Origin of the sequence: Aliiglaciecola lipolytica, assembly GCF_018860635.1 — a bacterium.
In the GTDB taxonomy this organism is placed as follows: domain Bacteria; phylum Pseudomonadota; class Gammaproteobacteria; order Enterobacterales; family Alteromonadaceae; genus Aliiglaciecola; species Aliiglaciecola lipolytica_A.
The window spans coordinates 26,515-51,850 of sequence record NZ_JAHKPT010000021.1 but is presented as its reverse complement, the minus strand read 5'-3'; the positions used below and the strand labels follow the sequence as shown (position 1 = coordinate 51,850).

The window sequence follows — 25,336 nt, the reverse complement described above, 5'->3', positions numbered from 1 at the left end:
CAATATATTGAGTTTTCCAGTTAACCGCCACAAGAAGTCTGAGCTGTAGAGGAAAGGTTGGGAATTAACTTAAATACAGCTCAAAATACTGAGGGTATTCATTTAAAGTAACAATTCCCACCAACTTTTATTTTCTAAATACCACTCAATAGTTTTCATAATACCAGTTTCAAAAGATTCAGCCGGTTTATAATCTAATTCCTTATTAGTTTTAGTAGCATCTATCGCATAACGTCTATCATGCCCTGCTCTGTCGGTAACGTACGTTATTAGCGCTTCGGCATTGCCTTCAACAGCTTTTGTTGCCAAAGGATACTTTACTATTAAATCAGGCTTATTGGCGAATGCCTGGTTCATCTTGTTGCACACTAGTTTAACTATATCGATATTGGCCCATTCGTTGTGACCGCCAATATTGTAATTTTCACCAATGCGGCCTTCTTTTAATACTAGTTCAATACCACGGGCATGATCTTCTACATATAACCAGTCGCGAATTTGTTGACCGTCACCGTACACCGGAAGTGGTTTATCATTCAGAATGTTAGTGATAATCAGTGGGATCAGTTTTTCTGGGAAATGGTATGGGCCATAGTTATTGGAACAGTTACTGGTAGTCACTTCTAAACCATAGGTATGATGATAAGCTCGTACTAGATGATCACTGGCCGCCTTGCTGGCTGAATAAGGAGAATTAGGCGCATAAGCAGTATCTTCGGTAAATGCCGGATCATTTGGCTCTAAGCTACCATAGACTTCATCGGTACTCACATGATGGAACCTGTGGGGAATTGCTTCTTTCCCTTCATCTTTAGGAAGATCAATCCATACTTTTTTAGCAGCTTTGAGTAAACTGTATGTACCTATAATATTGGTTTCAATAAAAGCATCTGGGCCGGTGATAGAGCGGTCAACATGAGACTCAGCGGCAAAATGCACTATGGTATCTATTCCATGTTCCAAAAGCAGAGATTCAACCAAAGCAGTGTCGCAAATATCACCTTTCACGAACACAAATTTCTCATTGGATTCTACGGATACTAAGTTAGCCCGATTTCCTGCGTAAGTCAGGGCATCTAACACTACCACTTTATCTTCTGGGTTATTCTGCATCCAATACAATACGAAATTTGCACCGATAAATCCGGCTCCACCAGTGACAAGTAGGGTTTTATTTTTAGTCATTTTTCATATCTTTTAATTGTTTTTGAGTTGCTAATTGCTGAATCACAATCTCTAATTCGTTACGCCAATGCTTAGGTTGAAGCCCATTAAATGCGTCTTTAAGGGTTGATTTGTCTAATACACTGTAGCTGGGTCTTTTAGCTGGAGTGGGATAGGCGGATGTGGGAATAGGCTTAACGGGTATGGGTTTCTCTAAAAGTCCATGTTTTATTGCCAACTCTTGAATCGCCAAGGCAAAATCGTACCAACTGCATACTCCTGAATCGGTAAAGTGATGCACACCCGTTACCTTATGATTAACCGCATATAAACAAGCATGAGCCAGTGCCTTGGCAAATGTAGGTGAACCAATTTGATCATCTATCACACCAAGTTCAGGCTTTTCTGCCATTAATCTGAGCATAGTCTTTACGAAGTTATTGCCGAACTGGGAATACACCCAGCTGGTTCGAATAATACAACTCACTTCTGCAGCGTATTGTTGAATGGCCTTCTCACCCGCAGCTTTACTCGCTCCATAAGCACCAATAGGTGCATGTACTTCATCAACCTGATAGGGAGAACCTTTATCACCAGAAAACACATAATCCGTTGAAACATGTACAAATGGCACTGCTTTTTGCTTTGCGACCTTTGCCAAATTCTCTACGGCGCTAGCATTAATTTCAAAGGCTTGCTGTTGTTCTGATTCAGCTTTATCTACTGCGGTATAAGCGGAAGCATTAATAATGCCTGCCACATCATACTTATTTAGGGTTGAGTTCAGGTTTTCAGGATCGGTGATGTTGACTTCACTGCGGCCTAAACAAACTACATTGTCATCTAGTAGTTTTAATTCTTGCGCTAACTGGCCAGTTTTTCCGATTACAATTATTGTCATTTAAATCTCGTATTGAATGCGCGATATATTAATCGAAACTGGGTGCAGATTCAAAATCTAAACCGGCTTCATCTTTTGCAGATAAACTCGGTTTTATACCGTTTACCAAAGGCCAGTCAATACCAAGCATAGCATCGTTGTATCGTATAGAAACTTCTGACTCAGGGTGATAATAATCAGTACAGCGATAAACAAACTCGGCAAATTCGGAAGTCACATAAAAACCATGAGCAAATCCGGCAGGCACCCACAATTGCTTTTTATTTTCTGCTGACAGCAGAATGCCAAAACTTTTACCGAATGTGGGCGACGATTTACGCATATCTACAGCTACATCATACACTTCGCCGCTTATCACCCTCACTAACTTTCCTTGAGTGTGTTGCAGTTGATAATGTAAACCTCGAAGAATGCCATGCTTAGATTTACTGTGATTATCTTGTACAAACTCTACGTCAGCTACATTTTCTTTGAACCAGTCATCACGGAAAGTTTCCATGAAAAAACCACGTTCATCACCAAATACTTTAGGTTCGATAATTTTTACGTCAGGAATACTAGTTTCTACTAATTTCATACTACTTCACTTTCTCAGTTAATAATTTAGATAGGTATTTGCCGTATCCGCTTTTAATAAGTGGTTTTGCTAACATTTTAAGTTGCTCCGCATCAATAAACCCTTTGCGGAAGGCAATTTCTTCCGGACAGCATATTTTTAACCCCTGGCGTTTTTCTATCGCGGCAATGAAATTTGACGCATCCAATAAGCTATCAATGGTACCAGTATCTAGCCAAGCAGATCCCCTCCCCATCAACTCTACTCTCAAGTTACCTTGCTCTAAGTATAAGTTATTGAGATCGGTTATCTCTAATTCACCGCGATGGGAAGGCTTTACCTGTTTCGCTAATTCCACAACTTGGTTATCGTAGAAATACAAGCCTGTTACTGCATAATTTGATTTGGGTTTTTGGGGTTTTTCTTCGATAGACAACGCCTTCCAGTCATCATCAAAATCCACTACCCCATATCGCTCAGGGTCGGTAACATGATAACCAAATACGGTAGCACCCGTAGTTTGTTTATTCGCATTAGTTAAGGATAATTGCAGGTCATGGCCATAGTAAAGGTTATCACCTAATACTAGGGCACAGTGATCATCGCCAATGAATTCTTCACCTAATATAAACGCTTGTGCAAGGCCATCAGGTGAAGGCTGAGCAACATAGCTAAAATTCACCCCCCAAGCTTCACCTGTCCCCAATAGAGATTCAAATCTAGGTAGCTCTTCTGGTGTTGAAATAATTAGTATATCTTTGATGCCAGCCAACATTAAGGTAGAAATAGGATAGTAAATCATCGGTTTATCATACACTGGCATTAATTGTTTGCTGATCACCGATGTCAAGGGATGAAGGCGCGTACCTGAGCCACCAGCTAAAACGATTCCTTTTCTCACATTTATTACCTTATAAAATTTAAATTTTTTGGATCTAAAACGATTAAATTTGCTCTACAACTTAATGTAAAACCGCCACTATGGTTTATCTTAATTCGGCTACAGTAGCGATTACAATTCGACCTATACCGAAGAGCATCAATATTACTGCTAAAAATAAACTGAGGTTATAAAATACTTCTGGATATTTCGCATCTTGGGGTAAAGTGGGCGACTCCACAGTAACCAAATATTTTAATTGACGATATGCTTCAATTCTCGACTTCTCTAAAGAAACCTGAGAAGAAGTATAGGCTTGGAGTGCTAACTCCATATTTATTTTAAAATCACTGAATTTCGCCATGACTTGTGAAACACTCAGGTTCTTTTCATCATCTGGCAAAGAAGTGTCCACGGTTTTATCAGTAGTCAGTCTAGCCCTTTCATTTTCAAGCTGCTCTACCATGCTTTCTAATTGAGATTTAGCTTGCAATACTTGTGGCGCATTTTCACTCATACTATTTCTTAGAGCGTTTAGTTCCGTTCTTTTGGCTGCAATTTGCCCTTCTAGTTGGTAGGTTATTTGCTGTAAGGCCATTCCTTCTGCTTGTGGATCGAGTAAATTGTGACGACGTTGAAAGGCGAGTAGTTCGGTTTTAGCCTTCTGAAGTCGCTTTTCAACCAACTTATGCTCTAACATCACAAATTCCAATTGCTTTTTCGCTAAATTGTGACCAATTTCATTTATATACCACTCGGCTCTATCAACAATTGTCTTACTCATTAAATGGGCAAAATCGGGATCAAATGCTTGTACAAAAACACTAATGACTTGAGATTTTTCATCTACCTCAACTAGTACCCGATCTAAATAATACTTTAACCGACTTTCTTTACTTGCTTCATCATCAAGTCGACTAAAAACATCAAACTCTGCATTACTGTAGTGTTTTGATATGTCTAAGGTATCTTCCAAATAAATCAACATATCATTTGAATAAACAAAGGCTTTTACCAATTCTGTATCTAAACTACCAGATGAAACACCAAATCCTGACATAATTGCCATTGCAGGGTCTAAAGTGGCCATGCCATCAGGCTCTTTAACGATTAGTTTAGCTTGGCTTTCATACCTGGGGCTTGCCCAAATTACCTGATAAAAAGCAAATAATAAAAACGGTAAAAGCACGCAAAGTGCAAACGGACGGGTAAACTTCTGAAACTTAGGATGAGCTGATAAAACGACTATTTTATCTTTTATATTTGCAGCATTATCTTTTAGCATTGCTTTTCGACTGCTAGGTTCGTTTGAAGATAACGTCGCCAACTCAGGTTCTTCCAGTAATGCTTTAGCCCGCAACTCTCTCAATTTAGCTTGGTTGGCTTCTATTGGAGATAAGTTTTTAACCCGTTGCATTAATCTAAACGCTAACGACATGTCGGTTAACTCTAGCTCTTCTACTTTTTTAAGTAAAAAGTCAGCATCAGACCATTGCTCATCAGTCAGGATAGCTTTGAGATCACCGAAACGTTTTTCCAATTCTAATTGAGCTTGTTTAGTCATACTTATAATGCCTGATATTGTTCGATCCCTTGCTCAAGATCGTTGTAAAACGTTAATTCACCTTTGTGCAGCACAATAGCACTATCACAAAACTGTCTAATTTCATCCATTTCATGGCTGACCATAATGACATTTGCTTTTTCACTTCGCTCCAAAAGGGCCTCTTTGGCTTTTCGTCTAAATTTAGCATCGCCAACCGATGTAACCTCATCAATCAGATATACATCGAAGTCGATAGCAATAGAGCAAGCAAATGCCAATCTGGGTTTCATACCGCTGGAATAAGATCTAACGGGTAAATCAAATTTTTTGCCTAATTCAGCAAAGGTTCGCACTCGTTGTTCATACTTGTCTAAGTCAGCAATACCATTCACCTTACCGATAAACCTAGTATTCTCCCGGCCTGTCATTTGCTGGTGAATACCAGTGGTCAAAGCAACTGGCCAAGACAAGCTTAAGTCAGTAATGATTCTCCCTTTGTTCGGATATTCACTGCCAGCAAGCAGTCTAAACAATGTCGATTTACCGGCTCCATTTGAACCCAAGATACCAATATTATGACCTGCTGGAATATCGAAAGTGACATTTCGAAAAATATACTGATGACCTAATTTAGAAGGATAATATTTAGTGATATTTTCTAAACGAATCATCTGCTAATAGCCTGTTTCCATGAAACGTGGTAAACCGCCAAAGACATAAATGCAAAAATTAATACAACATTTGCTAAAAAGCCTAAGCTTACGCCTTCGTGTCCATAAGTAGAGTGTACTGAATATCGCGTTAATTCGATGGCGTGAAGTATTGGATTCCAATTTAAGAAGTGCCAATATTCTCTAGGAAAATCTTGTAGCGAGAAAAAAACGCCAGATACAAAAAATAGAGGCCTCGTCAGCAATTCTCTTACTTTGCCAATTTCTTTAACGAAAAGCTCTGCAATACCAAATAAAAGCCCTAATGAAACAGCAAGAATCGACAACAGGAAGAAACAAACTAAAAACAAAAGTGGATCGGATATGTGTAAATCCATCCCCATGAAATACATGATGATGATTATGCCAATTATTACAAATATCTTAATTAAAAACTGAAATAAAGCACTGGCAAAAACAGCACTAATTGGCTGCACCTGCCGAAATGCAAACAGCGCTTTGTTTTTACTGATTGATCGAGCCGAACTTCCCAATGTTTGTAAAAAGCTTTGAATAAGTAAGATACCAATAGCCATAAAGGTAAAAGTGGGAATAGTATGAGTTTCACCTCCGGCCAGTCTTCCTCTAATAAAAGACAGTACAAAAATAAAAGCAATTGGATTTACCACCGCCCAACTCAAACCAAACTTATCATTAAACCCCGTGCGAATTTCGCGGGCAAAAAGGGCAAATATGACGTCTCGCCATATTTCCCATTTGTTGCGTTTAATAACTGTTGTCATGAATTACGCTTGCTTGTGCAATTAGCTTGCAGCATTAGCTGCTACAGCAATTTGATAGATGATTTGGGTGACATCTTTGATGGATTGCATGATCTTCGCATCCACTTTTGGCAGTACCAGAATTTGGTCGCCGGCTTCTAAGGTGGCGTTTTCATCATCGGTGTACCAGTGTTGGCCAGCATCAGATGACACAAAACTGGTAATTCCGTTAGCATGCACAATGGCTATGCGGTCATCATCGGCTCGCTCGCTAAATCCACCGGCCCATGCAATGTAGTCTGATACCGTCGCTTCTGGGTTGTATACCACCGCTTGGGGCATCAATACTTCACCAGCAATTTGAATGAGGTCGGTTTGTGCCGGGATAACAATTTCATCCCCTTGTTCTAGGCGAATATTGGCCACTTTGCCGTTTTCAGAGACGATCACTTTGCCAAGAGGTTCTATTCTTCTTGCTCTGGCAATAAATTGTGAAACTAACTGGGCTTCTTGAGCACGAATTGACGCTTCGCCGCTGCTTGAAGCTGGGGCCGTAAACAAACTGCGTTCTAGGCGATCTAAGGATTCGTTGATCAGCATTTTTTGCTGTTCCATCACGCTTTCACGTTTAACGTAAATCGAACCATAGTTGGCTTGTTCCGGGTCAATCTCAATATAGCTTAGGAGGTCGAGTAAACGAGTATCTTTTTCCACCGCGTAATATGACGGTCCTTCATAACTGCCCGAGATTTGGACGCTGATCACTTGCGGTCTAATGTCATCATTAAACAACACGGTATCACCATCAGCCATGGTGAATTGATCGAATTCATTCACTGGCAAATAAACTGAAATTGGGCCAGATTCACGATTACCGGTTATCGCCACATGACTGGTTTTCGACAATGGTCGAGCATAGTTCATTAATGCAGTGCCAGAGCGTTTTGATTTTTCTAACTCGAATCTAAATGGGTATCTAGCCGCGCCTTCTACGTTCACCATAGCGCCCTGTTCGCCTACAAAAATCACATCTTCATCTTTGAACGAGAATGCAGGTAATTTACCCATTTTTAGGAAGTCGTATAAATCGTAAGTTAGCACCGTTTCACCCTGACGCATTACCGTAATGTTTCGGTAACTGCCGCGATGGGGATCAATCCCACCAGCTCGTTTTAGATAAAACAACACTGAATCTGACGCCAAACCGGCGTACTGACCAGGTCTTAGCACCGGACCTGCCACAAACACACTCACTGGCGTTGCCGTAAGCAGATTGACATACACACTCACGTTGTTGGTGTATATTGATTTTATACCTTGCGTCACTACGCTGTTGACGCGACTAGCGGGCACATCTTGCACTTTAATCGGGCCGATATCTGGAATGAATATATTGCCTTGATTATCCACGGTAACCACTTCTGAACTGTTCACCGTGCCCCACATTTGAATCGCAATTTTATCGCCAGGGGCAACTAAATAAGACGAATTTAATCCATCACTACGTTCCGTTTCAAAACCACCTTTGAACAGGTTAGCGCCATACGGCGGCGGCAGCCCTTCTTCGCCAGCAGGCATAGGGCCAGAATCCGAAGGTAAATTGATACTCCCTCCTCTACCGGTACTATTGCCACCTGATTGAATATATTGCGACAAGTCAACTCGTTGACTTTGGCTAGCCTGTTGAGCTTGTTGCAGTTGTTCTTGGGTTGGTGCTTGTTGCGCAAATATGGAACCTACAAACATTGAGCTTGCGATGAAAAGTACTGTTCTAGATAGGAAAGCAGAAACGACACGATAATTTAATAACATTATTGGTTTCCTCCTGTTGTAGCTTCACTGTAGCTGGCTAAAACAGGGCTAACTGCGTACCAATCACCGTTACTGGTTTTACAATACACACGTTGACCATCAAGCATAAACTGCACTTTACGACAGGTTTTACCGCTGGCCGCGAAAAAAGGTTTGCCTAAAACCGCAGGTTTACCGTCGATTTTCACATTTGTAGACATAGAAGACTGGGACAAAATAGCTTGCTGCGCAGATGACACAGGCTTAGCGTCTGAAACAAATTCATGCTCTACAAGTGCTCGACTAGCAATGGGTTGGTCAATCGAAGTACAGCCTTGAAGAAGGATGCTTAGTAAAAAGAAACTACTCAGTTTTTTCATAAATTATTATTAGCTTTTGTCCACAACAGTTCATACTAACGCGTCACCTTGATTTTGCAAAGAATGCGTTTGCAAAGTAACACTAAAAGTAAGGGCAACCTGTTGGTTGCCCTTGATGCTATTCTAGCGAGCTATTTTTCGTTTTCCACGAACAAAGCGTAAAATAGTCCAGATATTTTGAATTACGTAACTGTATATAAATAGCGACACTATGAAACCATAGAACATGATATATTCGGCAACTTCATACAGTTCACACAAAATTCCTACCGCGGCATAACAACATCCCATTAGCAAGATTGCGGCTAACGAGCGACGCGAAGAGAAGCCGGCTCGCATAAAGATATTATGTAGATGTTGGCGGTCAGGCTTCAATACTGACTGACCTTTTTTCGCCCGTCGGTACATAATTGCAGCCATGTCCATTAATGGTAACCCGATAATCCACACCGCGGTCATTGGACGCATAGCCGCCTCTGCACCTTGGGTAAAATCGACCATCAACCAAACAATGGTTAGTCCAACGAACATGCTGCCGCTGTCACCCATAAATATTTTATTACCTTTGAATCCTTTCCAGCTCAAGTTAAATGCCATGAAAGGTACGATGGCTGCAATAACCATCATAGGTGCCATAATGGCGTTGCCATTATTGGAAATTAATAACAAAAAGACCACGGCAAGCAGCACTATCAAGCTCATACCGCCGGCGAGCCCATCAATACCGTCAATCATATTGAACGCATTGATAACACCAACCACACAAATTAATGTGAAGAAATAGCCAAATAAACCAAAAGAGGTGTCACCGAAGCCAAAAATATCGCCTAGCGAGGTGATATAATTCTGCGCAGCCCACGCCATTATTGCGGCCACACCGAACTGACACATAAGTCGCCCTTTAGCGCTTAAGTCGAACTTGTCGTCCAGCATACCTAGCAAAATAATGAAAAAAGATGCGGTAAAAAATAGAGAACCGTTTTTAAACCAGACATCGGTTAAGATACTAGTAATTAAAACTGCACCAAAAATGGCCACACCACCGGTGAGCGGAACCATACCATTGTGCTGTTTTCTTGCAGTAGGATGATCAACCAAACCAAGTTGATGAGCAAAGGGAGTCATTACAATCAACAATATTACCGCTACAAAAAACGCAGTAAAAAGTGGAACAAACTCCAAATAGGCAAACATATATTACACGATTCCTTGTTAATTCGTTAAAGCTGCAGAAGCAATAATCGAGCCTGTATGCAGCATAGCGTTCCAGCAGAACTTGTGTTTTCAATGAGAATCAAGTTATACCCTCTTGATATTTATAAGAAAATCGTATTTTCCTTCGTATTCCTAATAAATAGGTAACGCCGCTACTTCGAAAATTCGCGGGGATGATACCAAATATCAGTTGCTGAAAACCAGTAAAATCGTGTTACTAAATGCAATCGACGTATTATCCGTTGGTATAATATACAGGAAAAACATTTACCCATCAAAAAACTGTATGTTTTTCGCAACACAGAATAAAAAACGCTTAGAATCGCTTGTTTTTTAAGCGCAATTTTATTCTCTAATTGTTACCAAAAAATGAGCTACTACCATTTTGGAATGCATGCACCAAATTTGATGCACCGAGTCTGTGCACGAATATATTTAATTTAGAGCAATCTCGTTGTTAAAATGCACATTAATCGTACAGCACTGCTCGGTGGGAAATTAGATTTTTAATAACCTGCTTAGCCTGTAAATGAAAATCTCCTTTAAATTCGTTTAAATAAAGCACAATAAAAACCGACAATCTTGTTTTCAGACAAGAGCTCTAGTATAAACAATGGGTTTACAAGTTTTCATCTCGGTGATTTGATGCAAGCAATGGATCAATCTATGAGAAAAACAACAATAATTAAAATAAAGCAGTTCACATGCAAAGTTAGCGTTAACGCATCTGATGAACTCACCTAAAGGCAGCGACACAATGAATTCAAAAACACCCGATTTTTTCGGTCACCCAGGTGGCCTACAAACACTATTTTATACTGAAATGTGGGAACGAATGAGCTACTACGGCATGCGTGCTTTGTTAGTTTTGTTCATGACCGCCAGTATTCAAGAAGAAGGAATGGCAATTACGGTGGCATCCGCTACTGCAATATATGGATTGTACACAGGTGCAGTGTATTTCATGGGTTTACCCGGCGGTTGGATAGCCGACCGACTAATAGGCAGCCAAAAAGCAGTTTGGTACGGTGGTATCGTGATCATGTGTGGTCACATTGTGCTTGCCATTCCAGCCAGCTGGAGTTTCTTTATTGGTTTAATCCTAGTGGTGATAGGAACTGGACTGTTAAAACCCAATGTAGGTATTTTGGTTGGTCAGCTTTATGCCCCTGAAGATCAAAGACGTGATGCGGGATATACCATTTATTACATGGGTATCAATCTAGGTTCGTTAATTGGGTATTTTGTTTGTGGTTGGTTGCAGGTCAATGCAGGCTACCATTACGCTTTCGGTGCTGCTGCCGTAGGTATGGCAATTGGTCTACTGCAATATCGTGCCACCATAGGCCGATTAGGTGGCGTAGGCGCTGAACCTCTGCTTAAAATGACACCATCTGGGGAAAAGAAAAGCTGGACAGTAATCGCTGTGTTTTTAGTGGGTATTGCAGTGCTAACGTTTGCGATGATGACGGGAATGCTGAGTATTGACCCGGTCACCCTTGCTCAATATGTAGCAGTAGCCATTACGGTTGTCTTCTTAGCTTATTACGCTGGCATCTATGCGTTTGGTAACTTGTCATCAGACGAAAAACGAACCTTAGGTGCGCTCTTTGTGGTGTGTTTAGCCTCAATATTCTTCTGGTCCGGCTTTGAACAAGCAGGCTCTTCATTAAACTTATTCGGTCGTGACTACACAGAACGCATGATAGGTTCATTTGAGATCCCACCAGCTTGGTTCCAATCCGCTAATTCATTTTTCATCATTACTTTATCCCCGTTCTTTGCCGCCTTATGGGTAAATCTGGGTAAGCGCATGATAACGCCTTCATACGGAATCAAGTGCGCCATTGGTTTGGTGATAATGGCCACTGGCTTTATCGTAATGTTCTTTGCTGCACAAATTGCCGCAAGTGGCTTAAAAGCGGCGCCTTATTTCTTGGTTGCTACTTACTTTTTGCATACAGTGGGCGAGCTTTGTTTAAGCCCAGTCGCGCTGGCTGCTGTGAGTAAATTGTCGCCTAAACGTTTTGCCGGTCAGATGATGGGCGTGTTTGTACTTACTTACTCAATCGGTAATGTGACAGCGGGCTTATTAGCCGGTGGACTAGACCCAGATAATTTGAGTGATATGCCAAATCTGTTTTGGGGTATTGGACAAATTACCGTAGCCGCCGCGCTTGTTGTTGGGCTATTAACCCTGAAAACACGTAAGTGGGAAAAACTGGCTGAAAAGAAAACCTTTAATCATGACGAAGAAAAGCCAACGATTTTGTAGTGTTAGAAACACCATAAATTTTTAGCTAAAACATTTATTTAAAAGACTGAATCACGCCCCGAAACAAAAAACATTATTTCGGGGCGTTTTTGATCCAAATAGTTTGTATAATGTCGCCATTATAATTCGAAGATCTCAAGGTAGTGCTTTTGAAATTCTATTTTTCGACACGTCAAATTCCTCAACTACAAAACTTAAGCCTTAAAGAGCGCTTTGTAGAAATTCGTGCAGCTGAAAGCAAGCTGACTGCGCCTGAGAAGTTATTTCTTAACGTTATAAAACTGCTTATTATGGTGCCTTTTTTTGTTTTTGTACTGCGCACTTTTCAAGATTGGTCTTCGTTACTTTGGGCCGCACTGATAATCATTGCTTACCCACTAATTTTGAAGCCCTTTCAATACAGCTTATCGGCGAAATATTTGAAACAACCTGATGATTCACAAATAAAGGAATAACATGTCTACTATACTCGTTACTGGCGGTGCTGGTTATATCGGCAGCCACACAGTGTTGCAATTATTGGAAAATGGCGATCAAGTCGTAGTGCTAGATAACCTATGTAACTCTTCTCCAGAATCCTTAAAAAGAGTATCTGAATTAACCGGGAAAGAAATTGCGTTTGTAGAAGGTGATATTCAAGATTCAAACATTCTTGATAAGGTATTCACTGAAAATAAGATTGACTCTGTTATCCATTTCGCAGGTTTAAAAGCTGTTGGCGAGTCGGTTGAAAAACCTTTACTTTATTATCGAAATAATGTGTATGGCACACTGAATTTGTGTGAAGCCATGGCCAAACATAATGTCAAAAATATTGTGTTTAGTTCATCTGCCACCGTATACGGCGACCCAACTACCCTGCCGCTGCATGAAAACTTGCCAACCGGTCAACCGACAAATCCTTATGGCCAATCTAAACTGATGGTTGAATTAGTATTGCAAGATTTGTTTAAGTCAGACAACAGTTGGAATATTGCAATCTTGCGCTACTTCAACCCAGCAGGCGCTCATCCATCAGGCCGAATAGGCGAAGATCCTAATGGTATTCCGAATAACTTAATGCCGTTCATCACACAAGTTGCCACTAAAAAACGCGAAGCATTATCGGTTTTTGGTGACGATTATGACACCCCAGATGGCACCGGTGTGCGCGATTATATTCACGTTGAAGATTTGGCCAATGGCCATTTAAAGGCGCTGGATAAACTCACTGAAAACGCAGGATTAGTGACCTATAATTTGGGAACTGGCCAAGGTTATAGCGTGTTGGATATGGTTAAAGAATTCGAGAAACAAAGTGGACAGTCCATTCCGTACAATATTGTGCCCAGACGCAGTGGCGATGTAGCAGCTTGTTATGCAGATCCAAAGCTGGCCAAAGAAGAACTAAACTGGACCGCAAAAAAAGGCCTAGCGGAAATGTGTCGCGACTCATGGAATTGGCAATCCAATAATCCCAACGGATTTAAATAAGAATACCAACAATCCATGTAGCATGGCCTTTAGGCCATGGAATCTTGTATATTCCCGCGGGGCTAAAGCAACCGCCTACAAAAAATCCGTAACATGGCCTTTAGGCCATGGAATCTCGCATGTTCCCGCGGGGCTAAAGCCACCGCCTACAAAAAATCCGTAGCATGGCCTTTAGGCCATGGAATCTTGCATGTTCCCGCGGGGCTAAAGCAACCGCCTACAAAAAAATCCGTAACATGGCCCATCAAACCAATATTCTCGAGGCTGAATAACCCCCTGTAGGACGGGATTCATCCCGTGGGAATGTTCGTATTGCGTTTCGGGGCTAAAGCCACCGACTACAGGTGATAACCCCCAATATTTGTAGCATGGCCTTTAGGCCATGGAATCTCGCATGTTCCCGCGGGGCTAAAGCCACCGCCTACAAAAAATCCGTAGCATGGCCTATAGGCCATGGGGTTCATCAAACCAACATTGCCGGGCCCAAAAAACAAAAACGTCAGCTTAAGCTGACGTTTTTCATATGGACTCGCAGTGATGTTTTAAACAGTCACGTTTGCCGCTTGAGGACCTTTTTGGCCTTGCTCAATATCGAACGTCACTTGCTGACCTTCGTCTAGCGTTTTGTAGCCATCGCTAGCGATAGCACGGAAATGTACAAACACATCAGCTCCGCCATTATCGGGAGTAATAAAGCCGAAGCCTTTCTCTGCGTTGAACCACTTAACAATTCCAGTTGATTTAGACATAGTCTTTTCCTAATTTTTGTCAATAAATAGCGCATGCACGCCGGTTTAGCTGTGTAGAACGATGGAAATAATGCATGTTACTAACAGAAATTATTCAATAACTAACTGGTAAAACAGATGTAAAGATATTCTTAAGTAAAATGTAATTCACGTTTATGTTACACGCTGATTATTAGGTTAACAGATAATAATTAGGTGTATATAAAATTCATGTTTTTTACGACTAAAAGCTTATAAAATCAGCTCGTTAACCTAATCGTTTTGCACAGCTTAATGGGCGATGCTACTCAGTATTTATGACCCTAAAATGACAGATAAACTAAATATTTTGCCTAATCTTATAAGTTTGCTCTTACCCATAAAGGCGCGTAAAACGAGCTCTAAACCTACCAATTCATTTATTTACAAACAACATACGTATGTAATTCGCGCCTAAGCAAATGAACTTATAGACTAGGTGCTTGACCAAATAGACATTGGCAAATCGAATCAATTATTTAAAAAACCAACGCCCGTTTATAACGCCCATAGAAGCGTTGAGAGTGAGACAGGATTTAACATGAAACCTACTATTTATACTTGTACTATTAGCTTAGTCATGCTGCTCATCTTGACAGCCTGCGGCTCGACAAAAACTAACCGTAGTGTTGGCGAACCAATAGCACTTAATTATGACAACAGCACAATGCAGGTCGATTTTTCCGCCCACTGGATTCGCGCCGATTTAATTTTATTAGCGAATAAAAAATCCCACCCAGCTTTGGTCTTTTCGAAAAATGGCAGTATAGATGACAAGAAAAAAGCAGACAGACTGTTCAATTTAGTAGCGGTGGAAACACCTCAGTGGGTGTCGCAATCCTACCCACATTTAAGCCACTTTTATGCCTACAAAGTGGACATTCCCCGTTCTGAGTTAAAATCGCTACTGAAACAGCAAGCCGCTGTAGTCAGCGTTAATCACCACACAAAAAAACCAAACTTGGCAGATATCGAAAGTCTATCTTATCTACAAAATGCAAAACTACTCGACGCGTTATATACCTCAAAACAGGACGATGCAGATGAAATTGATAATTTTGGCGCGCAACTATTAGGAAGCTCTACGCGTTTCACGATTTGGGCTCCCACCGCACTGAACGTCAAAGTTCGCCTGTTCGATGAACATAAAAACCCGTTGGAAAGTGGCATATTAGAGCTCACTGAAGATCCCCAAACTGGCGCTTGGAGTGGCATTACTAGTCATGCTCCGCAAGGAACCTTCTATCGCTATCAAGTTCAGGTTTATCACCCTGAATCGAAACAGATTGAAGTATTACAGGTGACAGATCCCTACTCCTTAAGCTTATCCACCAATAGTGTCTATTCCCAAGTGGTGGATTTAAGCTCACCGCAAACTCAACCAGAAAATTGGCAACAACAAAATATCCCTGTGGTCGATTCACCGGAAAGTTTAATTTTATATGAAACAAGCATTAAAGATTTTAGCGCGTCAGACCAAAACCTCTCTAACCCAAATCTAGCTGGAAAATACGCGGCATTCAGTCAATCCAACAGTGACTCCATCAATCACTTGAAAGCACTTAGAAAGGCGGGACTAAATACAATCCACTTGCTCCCCACCTATGATTTAAGCACCATAGATGAAATCCCTAACAACGTCATTTCCATGCACGACAGCTTAGAAAAAGTGTGCGTTTTAGCCTCTGAATTGGAAATTTGTCATACCGACTATAACCCTGAATTGTCCTTGCAAAGTCTTTTACTTAGCTATACGCCCTCGTCCTCCGAGGCTCAAAAAGTAATTGGGCTAATCCGCAGTAAAGATGATTACAACTGGGGCTATGATCCTTATCATTACACTGTGCCAGAGGGTAGCTACGCGTTAAATCCAGAAGGCATTCCACGACTTATAGAATTCAGAAAAATGATCATGGACATCCACCAATTGGGCTTCCGCGTAATAATGGACGTTGTGTATAACCACACCTTTGCCGCTGGATTGGCTGAAAAATCAGTCTTAGACAAAATTGTGCCTAATTACTATCACCGTCTAGACCCAATTTCAGGGGCCATTGAACAATCAACCTGTTGTGAAAACTCTGCGACTGAGAATGTCATGATGGCCAAATTGATGACAGACTCATTAGTCACCTGGGCGAAACACTATAAAATCGATGGTTTTCGCTTCGACCTCATGGGACATCAACCTAAAAGCGCCATGTTGCATGCCAGAGAAGCGGTCAGAGCGGTAGATCCTGACACCTACTTCTATGGTGAAGGATGGAACTTTGGTGAAGTTGCTAACAATTCACAGTTCATCCAAGCCAGTCAGATTGAAATGGCAGGCACCGAAATAGGCACCTTCACAGACAGATTAAGGGATGCTGTAAGAGGCGGTTCGTCATTCTTATCAGGTCAAGATATTCGTAAAGGCCAAGGCTTAGGAAACGGCTTATTGGTGTTCCCAAATGAGTTGCAAAGCCAAATTGATACGCAATCCTTGCAGCAGGAATACCAGCTTTCCATGGACCAAGCCCGTATTGGACTTGCCGCTAACTTAGCGAACTTTCCGCTGGAAAATGCCCAAGGAGAGCATGTATTTGGCCGTGATATAGATTATGGGGGTGCGCCTACCGGGTATGCACTAGATCCGGCGGATACCATAAACTATGTGTCGAAACACGATAATCAAACCTTATGGGACAACAATCAGTATCGCACTGCACATCAGGCTACCACCGAACAACGGGTCCGAATGCACATCATGTCCCTCGCCTATCCCTTGATGGCACAAGGCATACCTTTTTTACATATGGGTAGCGAGTTGTTGCGCTCCAAATCGTTTTTGCGCGACAGTTATGATTACGGCGATTGGTTCAACAAGGTAGACTTCGGGAAAAAGTCGAATAATTATAATGTGGGATTACCCCCTGCCGAAAAAGACCAAAGCAATTGGGAAGTAATTACTCAAACAATTGCGCAAAACCAAGGCAGAGACGTTGTTTCAACTCAAGAAATTCAATTTGCCTCACAGGTATTTAGAGACTTTCTAAAAATTCGCACTTCAACGCCGCTTTTCAATCTGCAAACCGCAGATGAAATTATTCAGCAAGTTAAGTTTCTGAATACCGGCACTAATCAAAAAACAGGTTTGATAGTGATGTCCATTAATTCTGCCAATACAGAAAATATTGACTCTAATTTCAAACAGGTCATAGTTATTTTTAATCACAATACTCATTCTGTAAAATTTGACATGCCGCAGGCTCAGCAATTCAGTTTGCATCCTGCACAACAAACAGGAAGCGACCCATTAGTTAAGACCGCAACAACAGATGAATATGGTTTTAATTTGCCTGAATTAACAGTTGCAGTATTCGTTCGATAAAAAAGAACAAGAAATAGAAGGAAATAAAATGTTAGTGCAATTAACCCCTCTTCAGTGCCGTGTTATTGGAGTACTCCTTGAAAAAGAAGTCACCACACCGGATCAGTACCCACTATCAATTAATGGACTAACCTTAGGTTGTAACCAAAAAAGTAATCGTGATCCAGTAATGAACTTAACTGAAAGTGATGTTCAGCGCACGGTTGACGAACTCAGAGAACTAAAACAAATCAACGAGCACAGCGGTTTTGGTAGTCGCGTGGTGAAATACCAACATCGCTTCTGCAATACCGAGTTTGGCGACCTAAAACTCACTCGACAGCAATTTTCCATAATATGTGTATTGCTTTTGCGCGGCCCTCAGACGCCAGGGGAATTACGCAGTCGCACTAACCGCCTGGCAGAATTTAAAAATGTAGACGAAGTGGAAGAAAATCTTGAATACATGAAAACTCTTAATGGCGAATGCCTTGTAACCAAGCTTCCCAGAGAACCCGGCAAACGAGAATCAAGATACATGCACTTGTTTTCAGGAGAGCCTGAGATCAGCGAATTTGAATCGCGACCAGAGGGCACCGCATCGTCATCAACACCACAAAATTCGTTATCACAAAGGGTCGACACATTAGAAGCCGAACTTGCCGAATTAAAAGAACAGTTCAAACAATTTAAACAAGAACTAGGCATGTAGTCGGTGGCTTTAGCCCCGAGATTGGTAAACCCATGGCCTAAAGGCCATGCTACACCTGTAGTCGGCGGCTTTAGCCCCGAGATGGATAGGTTAAACCCTGAGAGGAATCCATGGCCTGAAGGCCATGCTACAACCTGTAGTCGGTGGCTTTAGCCCCGAGATGGATAGGTTAAACCCTGAGAGGAACCCATGGCCTAAAGGCCATGCTACAACCCGAAATTGGGTTAGGTTAACCCCGTGATAAACCCATGGCCTAAAGGCCATGCTACAACCCCGAAATTGGGTTGGGTTAAACCCCGAGAGGAATCCATGGCCTAAAGGCCATGCTACAACCCCGTTATTGGATTGGGAAAACCCCGTGATGAACCCATGGCCTAAAGGCCATGCTACAACCTGTAGTCGGTGGCTTTAGCCCCGAGATGGATAGGTTAAACCCTGAAAGGAATCCATGGCCTAAAGGCCATGCTACAACCCCGAAATTGGGTTGGGTTAAACCCCGAGAGGAACCCATGGCCTGAAGGCCATGCTACAACCTGTAGTCGGTGGCTTTAGCCCCGAGATGGATAGGTTAAACCCCGAGAGGAACCCATGGCCTAAAGGCCATGCTACACCTGTAGTCGGTGGCTTTAGCCCCGAGATGGATCGTTTCAACACCGAGATTGACGAGAGAAAACCCCATGGCCTAAAGGCCATGCTACAACCCCATTTTTCTATGCAACGACCAATTTATTATTTTTACGCTGCAACCTTTTAGACATCGGCAAAGCCTCAATCTTTAGGCCAAATGATGCGTTTATAAAGTTATCAACGTTTGCCTTTTGTTCGACATCAAACTTGTTATAAACATCCACTACCCTTTGCAATTTCCATTGTTGAAACGGCATAATCGCGCGTTTTTCTGATATACCACCAATGGTAAACTGGTGAAAACCAATGGATCTAGGAATTTTTTCAACATCTGGATTTTCAACAATCCATTTTTGTACACTCTCAACGCTATGCATCAAAACAGGCCAAAATTCTTTAAAAATGCGGGATAACAATGGTATCAAAGTATCCGGTATCGCATCACCTTCAAGCCAACTTCCGTCATTTTTAGGGGGATTTCGTAACCGTTCTACCCATTTAGCAACATGCGGGGCTTTTTCCCTTAAAATTGCGCCAGGTACAGGATCACGATAAAGATGCGCATATAAGGGTCCGAATAATCCAAAATCACCAGCGCACGGCCGGCTACCTAGCAGAAATTCGTGAGTAGAAAAGTGCTTGTTTAATTCCACTAAAACGTGATTTTCGAACCAGTCTTCGATTGCCGGAATGGTTTTTTCAGTAATGCCTAAAACAGGCACAAACCCTTTGAATCTGCTCGCCAATTTTTTACCAAAAAAACGACGCACAAATGCAGGCATGTTAGGCGTTGCTACTCGCCCAAACTCTTCATATATAAACGGAAAATTATTTTTGTTCCAACGATAATGCATAGCTGGAATGACTAACCATTCATCACCCCATAATTGAAATATTTCTGACACCAACTGTTGCTTGGGAGTGGCCGGATAAATGCTATGCCCCTCAAAACGCTTTTCCAATTCGTCAATAATGTGCACTGTATCTTGGATAAATTCGCCCTCAGGCGTTTCAACAACAGGGATAAATCGAACCCCAGTTTTGGGTTCTATAATGGATTTGTAAACCTTGACTGACGAAAATACCTCTCGAAAAGGAATTTTTTTGTAGGTTAGATAAGCTCTAGCCTTCCCCGTGTAGAGTGACATTTGGGCGCCGTACAAGGTAAACATTTTAGACATAAATTAACTACTTATTGTTATTTAGAAAGTGAATTAAAGCCGCTATCATTTCTGCATGCTTAGGGTTTGCTTTGGGAACTTTGCAAGACTCAGACTCATCAACTTTAGATGCATCATATTGCATATCATTCAATTGCGATTCACTTACCACTAAATCAGCATGGCAAACTTGGTAGGAGGCATCGATAAAAAATGTTTCACTTTGTCCGGCGTTTTGTTTGATAAAGTCTTTTACACCTCGAATTGGCGTGGTTGCATCAGCCTCTGAATGAACAGAAAAAATCGGTAGATTAAGGACATTTCCGTCAGCTAATTTATCGCGAACGTCAAAAATAATATCAGTTAACATAAATGCAGAGTGACGCGATACTTCAGGGTACTTGTAAGGGTTAGGTCCTTGCGTTTGGTAACTCCAATCAAGCAACTTTGCTAAAGACTTAATTCCCCAAATCCCTGCCATTCCTTCAACAGATTCATCTAGTGCCAGAGCGCCAGAAAATAAAATTAATCCTTTTTGCTGATCAGGATGAGTCAACACGTGTTGCGCTGAAAGTGCACCTCCAGTTGAAAAGCCACCGATGTATACATTCGGGCTTAAAGTGTGGGCAAATGCCATGACTTCGTCTACATGAGAGGTCCAGCGTTTTGCTAAATCGCCGTCCTCCATATCATCATCTGCATCTAATTTGCCGTGCCCAGGTAACAACGGGACAATCACAGTGTAACCAAGTTGATGAATAGCAGGAGCAATGGATTCAAAAAAGAAAGGTGAATCACTCAAACCATGGAATAACACCACTGTTGTATCTGTGGGTTGATTGTGATGGTAAACGTATGCCGCGTTGCCGTCGTTTTTAAGAGCAGAAGAGCAGATTTTGTAGACAAAGGGCTTAGGACTTTTACAATCCGCGGTTGTACCAAGCTCTTCGGCATAAAAGGTTTTGAACGGAATTAGCCAATCAGGACTTTTAGCATGGCTAATTTGAACAACAAATAGCGACAGTCCGAGGACAATTAAGGATAATTTTGACATAGAAATGGGCCATAAACACTGTAGTTAAAATACTATAAACAGCCCAATCCCCCATTGCTACGTTTATTTAACATTATAAACCCCATGGCCTAAAGACCATGCTACACCTGTAGTCGGTGGCTTTAGCCCCGAGATGGATAGTTTCAACACCGAGATTGACGAGCGAAAACCCCACGGCCTAAAGACCATGCTACACCTGTAGTCGGTGGCTTTAGCCCCGAGATGGATAGGTTAAACCCTGAGAGGAACCCATGGCCTAAAGACCATGCTACAACCTGTAGTCGGTGGCTTTAGCCCCGAGATGGATCGTTTCAACACCGAGATTGGCGAGCAAGAAATCCATGGCCTGAAGGCCATGTTACGACCTGTAGTCGGTGGCTTTAACCCCGAGATGGATCGTTTCAACACCGAGATTGACGAGAGAAAATCCCATGGCCTAAAGGCCATGCTACACCTGTAGTCGGTGGCTTTAGCCCCGAGATAGATCGTTTCAACACCGAGATTGACGAGAGAAAATCCCATGGCCTAAAGGCCATGCTACAATCTGTAGTCGGTGGCTTTAGCCCCGAGATGGATCGTTTCAACACCGAGATTGGCGAGCGAACCCCCCATGGCCTAAAGGCAATGCTACGGGGACGGATGCAAAAAAAACGGGCTAACGCCCGTTTTTCAATTTATTCTTCGATGCTCATTACTTATGATTTGAAATAAGCTTCCAATTCTTCGCTACCACCAATGTGTTTTCCACCAATAAATACTTGTGGAACAGTATCACGACCGGTGATGGCTTTAAGCGAAGTTAAAGTAGCGCCCGCTCCCATAACGATTTCTTCGTAAGAATAACCTTTGTCTTTAAGCAACGCTTTTGCTTTTGAGCAGAAAGGGCAGCCAGGTTTGGTGAAAATACTTACGGCTTGAGGCTTCAATGCGCCAGGTGCGACGTAATCCAACATAGTGTCTGCGTCAGATACTTCAAACGGGTCGCCTGGTAAATCAGGTTCGATAAACATTTTGTCTACCACACCGTCTTTTACCAACATTGAATAACGCCAGCTGCGCTTGCCAAAACCAAGGTCGTTTTTATCAACCAACAAACCCATGCCGTCAGTAAATTCGCCATTACCGTCTGGGATTAAAGTAACATTGTCGCTTTCTTGGTCGGCTGCCCAAGCATTCATTACAAAAGTATCGTTTACAGACATACAAACAATGTCATCTACGCCATTTTCTTTAAATGTTTTTGCCAATTCATTGTAACGAGGCAAGTGAGTAGATGAACAAGTTGGTGTAAATGCACCAGGAAGCGAGAAAACAACAACTGTTTTGCCAGCAAAAAGCTCGTCGCTTGTAACATCAACCCATTCGTCATTTTGGCGAGTGCGAAAAGTAACAGAAGGGACCTTTTGACCCGTTTTGTCTTCAAAGTTTGGATTAGTTTGTGTCATGTAAATCTCCAATTAATTAATAATTCCGGCTAGTTGGGTAAATAATACAGCCTTTACACTTTTAATAATAATGATTAAAACAAATCATGGTAATCTATAAAACAGATTAAAGGGTTATTGAGCAGCTTTTCAATCGAAAAAATATAAGTTGCCTGCCAAAATAGTTTACTGATAGATAGTTAATTAGTTTTGTTACGCTTAAGTTACATATGGGTGTTATTTTCATCGAATTCAATGAATTAATTGTAAACTTGCGTACTTAATTTAATTAATTGAAAATAAATTACATATTATCCTTGCAATTTTTGCTCATACTGGCAAATTCACCCGTTGGAAAAGGACATACGTCATAAAAATCTGAGCTGTTCGAAAAAGTTATTTCCTTTATCAGCCTTATTCTTGCGATACTTTTCCCTTACCTTAAACTTGGAAATAAGAGAGATAAACCTTTATGTGTGGAATATTCGGCATTCTGGACATCAAAACTGATGTATCAGAACTTAGGACGCAAGCGTTAGAGCTTTCCAAATTGCTACGCCATCGTGGCCCTGACTGGTCAGGTATTTGGAATAATAATAGCGCAATCTTGAGTCACGAACGCTTGGCGATCGTAGACGTGGATACTGGAGCGCAACCTTTAATTAGCCGAAATAATAATCACGTTCTGGCTGTCAACGGTGAAATCTATAACCACAAAGCGTTAGAAAAAGATCTTGCGCAACCTTATGACTTCAAAACCAAGTCAGACTGTGAAGTAATTCTTCCTTTGTACCAACAAAAAGGAATTGAATTTATAGATGAGCTACAAGGCATGTTCGCTTTCATTTTGTATGATGAAGAGCAAGATGCGTATTTAATCGCTCGTGACCATATTGGCATCATCCCTCTATATACTGGCTTTGATGAACATGGAAACTTCTATGTTGCTTCAGAAATGAAAGCATTGGTACCAGTATGTAAAACCGTTTCAGAATTTCCACCAGGGCATTACCTGTGGAGCAAAACCGGTGAGTTGAAAAAATATTATCAACGAGATTGGATGTCTTATGACGCAGTCAAAGACAACACCACAGATTTAGACGAATTAAAAACGGCTTTTGAAAAATCAGTGAAGTCTCACATGATGTCAGATGTGCCTTACGCTGTATTGTTATCAGGCGGATTGGATTCATCTTTGGTTTCGGCAATTGCGGCTAAATATGTAGCCAAGCGCATAGAAGACGAAGATAAGTCAGACGCTTGGTGGCCTCGCCTACACTCATTTGCAGTAGGTCTTGAAGGTGCGCCAGATTTAGTGGCGGCTAAGAAAGTAGCTGACATGATAGGCACTGTGCATCACGAGATTCACTTTACTATTCAAGAAGGTATTGATGCCATTCGTGACGTTATTTACTATCTTGAAACTTACGATACTACAACCATCCGTGCTGCTACACCAATGTACTTAATGAGTCGTAAAATTAAGGCTATGGGTATCAAAATGGTCCTATCTGGTGAAGGTGCTGATGAGATATTCGGCGGTTACTTGTATTTCCATAAAGCACCAAATGCAAAAGAATTCCATGAAGAGACAGTGCGTAAATTAGACCGTCTGCATATGTTTGATTGTGCAAGAGCAAACAAAGCAACAGCAGCTTGGGGTGTAGAAGCCCGCGTTCCATTCTTGGATAAAGAGTTCCTTGATGTGGCTATGCGTCTTAATCCAAAAGACAAAATGTGTCTTGACGGAAAAATGGAAAAATGGATTCTTCGTAAAGCCTTTGATAATGGCGAATATTTACCACCTGAAGTACTGTGGCGTCAAAAAGAACAGTTTGGTGACGGTGTAGGTTATTCTTGGATTGATTCCATCAAAGACTATGTTGATAACGAAGTGACAGAACAGCAACTCGCTACCGCTGAATTTCGTTTCCCACACAATACACCAGATACCAAAGAAGGTTATTTCTATCGCACCATTTTTGAAGGTTACTTCCCTCAAGAAAGCGCGGCGAACTGCGTACCCGGTGGAAAATCTATCGCTTGTAGTACCGTAGAAGCCTTAGAGTGGGATGAAAGCTTTAAGAATATGGCTGATCCATCAGGACGCTCTGTAATCAGTGTTCACGGCAAGTCATAACCGCTAGTAAAAACCAAAAATGGGGCTTTTTAGCCCCATTTTTTTGCGCGAAATAAAGACCTCGCCTTATATATCGGTGGCTTTCCCCAAGAGGTATAGGGCTTGGGACACTCCATGGCCTGAAGGCCATGCTACAACCCCGAGAAACACATCCTGTAGTCGGTGGCTTTAGCCCCGAGATGGTGAAAATCCATGGCCTGAAGGCCATGCTACAATTCCGAGAAATACCTTCCCTGTAGTCGGTGGCTTTAGCCCCGAGATGGTGAAAATCCATGGCCTGAAGGCCATGCTACAACCTTGAGAAATCCATCCCTGTAGTCGGTGGCTTCAGCCCCGAGATAGGTTGGAAAAACCCCGATATTGGTTTATCTCTGGACGAAAATCCATGGCCTAAAGGCCATGCTACAATCCCGAGAAATACATCCTGTAGTCGGTGGCTTTAGCCCCGAGCCAAACCCATGGCCTAAAGACCATGCTACAATCCCGAGAA

General features: G+C 41.7%; 23 protein-coding genes. 9 read left to right on the top strand and 14 right to left on the bottom strand.

Features of this window, described 5'->3' with window-relative positions; genetic code table 11:
- Nucleotides 1-102: 102 nt before the first annotated feature.
- The 10 genes from rfbB to wecA all read right to left on the bottom strand — a co-directional run bounded on the left by rfbB (nt 103) and on the right by wecA (nt 9,844).
- Complete coding sequence (gene rfbB / locus KO530_RS08760) at nt 103-1,185, bottom strand: dTDP-glucose 4,6-dehydratase (RefSeq protein ID WP_216048044.1); 1,083 nt, start codon at nt 1,183-1,185, stop codon at nt 103-105.
- A complete protein-coding gene (rfbD, locus tag KO530_RS08755; RefSeq protein ID WP_216048043.1) occupies nt 1,178-2,065 on the bottom strand; it encodes a dTDP-4-dehydrorhamnose reductase in 888 nt (295 codons plus the stop codon). The genes rfbB and rfbD overlap by 8 nt, the downstream gene beginning before the upstream one ends.
- A gap of 28 nt (nt 2,066-2,093) precedes the next feature.
- On the bottom strand, nt 2,094-2,642 hold the full coding sequence (gene rfbC / locus KO530_RS08750; RefSeq protein ID WP_216048042.1) for a dTDP-4-dehydrorhamnose 3,5-epimerase: 549 nt from the start codon (nt 2,640-2,642) through the stop codon (nt 2,094-2,096).
- A 1-nt stretch (nt 2,643) separates the two neighbouring features.
- Nucleotides 2,644-3,522, bottom strand: a complete 879-nt coding sequence (gene rfbA / locus KO530_RS08745) for a glucose-1-phosphate thymidylyltransferase RfbA (protein WP_216048041.1) — start codon at nt 3,520-3,522, stop codon at nt 2,644-2,646.
- An 85-nt stretch (nt 3,523-3,607) separates the two neighbouring features.
- The gene (locus tag KO530_RS08740; RefSeq protein WP_216048040.1) at nt 3,608-5,065 is read right to left on the bottom strand and encodes a lipopolysaccharide biosynthesis protein; all 1,458 of its coding nucleotides are present in this window, start codon (nt 5,063-5,065) and stop codon (nt 3,608-3,610) included.
- A gap of 2 nt (nt 5,066-5,067) precedes the next feature.
- Nucleotides 5,068-5,718, bottom strand: a complete 651-nt coding sequence (locus tag KO530_RS08735) for an ABC transporter ATP-binding protein (protein ID WP_216048039.1) — start codon at nt 5,716-5,718, stop codon at nt 5,068-5,070.
- On the bottom strand, nt 5,715-6,500 hold the full coding sequence (locus tag KO530_RS08730; protein ID WP_216048038.1) for an ABC transporter permease: 786 nt from the start codon (nt 6,498-6,500) through the stop codon (nt 5,715-5,717). The genes KO530_RS08735 and KO530_RS08730 overlap by 4 nt, the downstream gene beginning before the upstream one ends.
- 21 nt (nt 6,501-6,521) lie before the next feature.
- Nucleotides 6,522-8,291: a polysaccharide biosynthesis/export family protein gene (locus KO530_RS08725; RefSeq protein WP_216048037.1), complete on the bottom strand. Its 1,770-nt coding sequence runs from the start codon at nt 8,289-8,291 to the stop codon at nt 6,522-6,524.
- A complete protein-coding gene (locus KO530_RS08720) occupies nt 8,291-8,650 on the bottom strand; it encodes a DVU3141 family protein (protein ID WP_216048036.1) in 360 nt (119 codons plus the stop codon). Before KO530_RS08720 ends, KO530_RS08725 begins: the two co-directional genes overlap by 1 nt.
- 123 nt (nt 8,651-8,773) lie before the next feature.
- Entirely contained in the window at nt 8,774-9,844 is a 1,071-nt protein-coding gene (gene wecA, locus KO530_RS08715) for a UDP-N-acetylglucosamine--undecaprenyl-phosphate N-acetylglucosaminephosphotransferase (protein WP_216048035.1), read from the bottom strand.
- A 778-nt stretch (nt 9,845-10,622) separates the two neighbouring features.
- Here wecA and KO530_RS08710 point away from each other — a divergent pair.
- From KO530_RS08710 to galE, 3 genes are all read left to right on the top strand, one after another.
- The gene (locus KO530_RS08710) at nt 10,623-12,140 is read left to right on the top strand and encodes a peptide MFS transporter (protein ID WP_216048034.1); all 1,518 of its coding nucleotides are present in this window, start codon (nt 10,623-10,625) and stop codon (nt 12,138-12,140) included.
- A 143-nt stretch (nt 12,141-12,283) separates the two neighbouring features.
- Nucleotides 12,284-12,595 carry a DUF6170 family protein gene (locus KO530_RS08705; RefSeq protein ID WP_372546577.1) on the top strand — a complete coding sequence of 104 codons (312 nt, stop codon included), beginning with the start codon at nt 12,284-12,286 and terminating at the stop codon, nt 12,593-12,595.
- A 1-nt stretch (nt 12,596) separates the two neighbouring features.
- The gene (gene galE / locus KO530_RS08700; RefSeq protein WP_216048032.1) at nt 12,597-13,613 is read left to right on the top strand and encodes a UDP-glucose 4-epimerase GalE; all 1,017 of its coding nucleotides are present in this window, start codon (nt 12,597-12,599) and stop codon (nt 13,611-13,613) included.
- 542 nt (nt 13,614-14,155) lie between these two features.
- On the opposite strand, the gene cspE is transcribed toward galE, so the two are convergent.
- Nucleotides 14,156-14,362, bottom strand: coding sequence for a transcription antiterminator/RNA stability regulator CspE (gene cspE, locus KO530_RS08695; protein WP_216048031.1), 207 nt, complete (start codon nt 14,360-14,362; stop codon nt 14,156-14,158).
- A gap of 559 nt (nt 14,363-14,921) precedes the next feature.
- Between cspE and pulA the strand changes: the two genes are divergently transcribed.
- The 3 genes from pulA (at nt 14,922) to KO530_RS08680 (ending at nt 19,195) form a co-directional block, all read left to right on the top strand.
- Entirely contained in the window at nt 14,922-17,750 is a 2,829-nt protein-coding gene (pulA, locus tag KO530_RS08690; RefSeq protein WP_216048030.1) for a pullulanase-type alpha-1,6-glucosidase, read from the top strand.
- A 28-nt stretch (nt 17,751-17,778) separates the two neighbouring features.
- Entirely contained in the window at nt 17,779-18,441 is a 663-nt protein-coding gene (locus KO530_RS08685) for a YceH family protein (protein WP_216048029.1), read from the top strand.
- Nucleotides 18,442-18,964: 523 nt separating this feature from the next.
- Nucleotides 18,965-19,195, top strand: coding sequence for a hypothetical protein (locus tag KO530_RS08680; RefSeq protein WP_216048028.1), 231 nt, complete (start codon nt 18,965-18,967; stop codon nt 19,193-19,195).
- On the opposite strand, the gene KO530_RS08675 is transcribed toward KO530_RS08680, so the two are convergent.
- Nucleotides 19,152-20,249 (bottom strand): glutathione S-transferase family protein, encoded by a 1,098-nt coding sequence (locus KO530_RS08675; protein WP_252729061.1) that lies wholly within the window; start codon nt 20,247-20,249, stop codon nt 19,152-19,154. The genes KO530_RS08680 and KO530_RS08675 overlap by 44 nt on opposite strands.
- 7 nt (nt 20,250-20,256) lie before the next feature.
- Nucleotides 20,257-21,282, bottom strand: coding sequence for an alpha/beta hydrolase (locus tag KO530_RS08670; protein ID WP_216048027.1), 1,026 nt, complete (start codon nt 21,280-21,282; stop codon nt 20,257-20,259).
- 265 nt (nt 21,283-21,547) lie between these two features.
- Here KO530_RS08670 and KO530_RS08665 point away from each other — a divergent pair, with 265 nt between their 5' ends.
- Both KO530_RS08665 and KO530_RS08660 read left to right on the top strand, forming a co-directional pair.
- Nucleotides 21,548-21,742 (top strand): hypothetical protein, encoded by a 195-nt coding sequence (locus tag KO530_RS08665; RefSeq protein ID WP_216048026.1) that lies wholly within the window; start codon nt 21,548-21,550, stop codon nt 21,740-21,742.
- 74 nt (nt 21,743-21,816) lie between these two features.
- Entirely contained in the window at nt 21,817-21,993 is a 177-nt protein-coding gene (locus KO530_RS08660; protein ID WP_216048025.1) for a hypothetical protein, read from the top strand.
- Here the strand turns inward: KO530_RS08660 and KO530_RS08655 are convergent.
- On the bottom strand, nt 21,978-22,727 hold the full coding sequence (locus KO530_RS08655) for a glutathione peroxidase (protein ID WP_216048024.1): 750 nt from the start codon (nt 22,725-22,727) through the stop codon (nt 21,978-21,980). The genes KO530_RS08660 and KO530_RS08655 overlap by 16 nt on opposite strands.
- A gap of 451 nt (nt 22,728-23,178) precedes the next feature.
- Between KO530_RS08655 and asnB the strand changes: the two genes are divergently transcribed.
- The gene (asnB, locus tag KO530_RS08650; RefSeq protein WP_216048023.1) at nt 23,179-24,846 is read left to right on the top strand and encodes an asparagine synthase B; all 1,668 of its coding nucleotides are present in this window, start codon (nt 23,179-23,181) and stop codon (nt 24,844-24,846) included.
- Nucleotides 24,847-25,336: the final 490 nt, after the last annotated feature.

What these genes read in the sequence shown, in the direction of transcription:
- rfbC (WP_216048042.1), bottom strand. Translation starts at nt 2,642, where the DNA reads ATGAAATTAGTAGAAACTAGTATTCCTGACGTAAAAATTATCGAACCT.
- KO530_RS08660 (WP_216048025.1), top strand. Translation starts at nt 21,817, where the DNA reads ATGCTACAATCTGTAGTCGGTGGCTTTAGCCCCGAGATGGATCGTTTC.
- wecA (WP_216048035.1), bottom strand. Translation starts at nt 9,844, where the DNA reads ATGTTTGCCTATTTGGAGTTTGTTCCACTTTTTACTGCGTTTTTTGTA.
- asnB (WP_216048023.1), top strand. Translation starts at nt 23,179, where the DNA reads ATGTGTGGAATATTCGGCATTCTGGACATCAAAACTGATGTATCAGAA.
- cspE (WP_216048031.1), bottom strand. Translation starts at nt 14,362, where the DNA reads ATGTCTAAATCAACTGGAATTGTTAAGTGGTTCAACGCAGAGAAAGGC.
- KO530_RS08670 (WP_216048027.1), bottom strand. Translation starts at nt 21,282, where the DNA reads ATGTCAAAATTATCCTTAATTGTCCTCGGACTGTCGCTATTTGTTGTT.
- KO530_RS08710 (WP_216048034.1), top strand. Translation starts at nt 10,623, where the DNA reads ATGAATTCAAAAACACCCGATTTTTTCGGTCACCCAGGTGGCCTACAA.
- rfbD (WP_216048043.1), bottom strand. Translation starts at nt 2,065, where the DNA reads ATGACAATAATTGTAATCGGAAAAACTGGCCAGTTAGCGCAAGAATTA.
- KO530_RS08735 (WP_216048039.1), bottom strand. Translation starts at nt 5,718, where the DNA reads ATGATTCGTTTAGAAAATATCACTAAATATTATCCTTCTAAATTAGGT.
- KO530_RS08725 (WP_216048037.1), bottom strand. Translation starts at nt 8,291, where the DNA reads ATGTTATTAAATTATCGTGTCGTTTCTGCTTTCCTATCTAGAACAGTA.
- KO530_RS08685 (WP_216048029.1), top strand. Translation starts at nt 17,779, where the DNA reads ATGTTAGTGCAATTAACCCCTCTTCAGTGCCGTGTTATTGGAGTACTC.
- galE (WP_216048032.1), top strand. Translation starts at nt 12,597, where the DNA reads ATGTCTACTATACTCGTTACTGGCGGTGCTGGTTATATCGGCAGCCAC.
- KO530_RS08730 (WP_216048038.1), bottom strand. Translation starts at nt 6,500, where the DNA reads ATGACAACAGTTATTAAACGCAACAAATGGGAAATATGGCGAGACGTC.
- rfbB (WP_216048044.1), bottom strand. Translation starts at nt 1,185, where the DNA reads ATGACTAAAAATAAAACCCTACTTGTCACTGGTGGAGCCGGATTTATC.
- pulA (WP_216048030.1), top strand. Translation starts at nt 14,922, where the DNA reads ATGAAACCTACTATTTATACTTGTACTATTAGCTTAGTCATGCTGCTC.
- KO530_RS08675 (WP_252729061.1), bottom strand. Translation starts at nt 20,249, where the DNA reads ATGTCTAAAATGTTTACCTTGTACGGCGCCCAAATGTCACTCTACACG.
- KO530_RS08740 (WP_216048040.1), bottom strand. Translation starts at nt 5,065, where the DNA reads ATGACTAAACAAGCTCAATTAGAATTGGAAAAACGTTTCGGTGATCTC.
- KO530_RS08655 (WP_216048024.1), bottom strand. Translation starts at nt 22,727, where the DNA reads ATGACACAAACTAATCCAAACTTTGAAGACAAAACGGGTCAAAAGGTC.
- KO530_RS08680 (WP_216048028.1), top strand. Translation starts at nt 18,965, where the DNA reads ATGCTACAACCTGTAGTCGGTGGCTTTAGCCCCGAGATGGATAGGTTA.
- KO530_RS08665 (WP_216048026.1), top strand. Translation starts at nt 21,548, where the DNA reads ATGCTACAACCTGTAGTCGGTGGCTTTAGCCCCGAGATGGATCGTTTC.
- KO530_RS08720 (WP_216048036.1), bottom strand. Translation starts at nt 8,650, where the DNA reads ATGAAAAAACTGAGTAGTTTCTTTTTACTAAGCATCCTTCTTCAAGGC.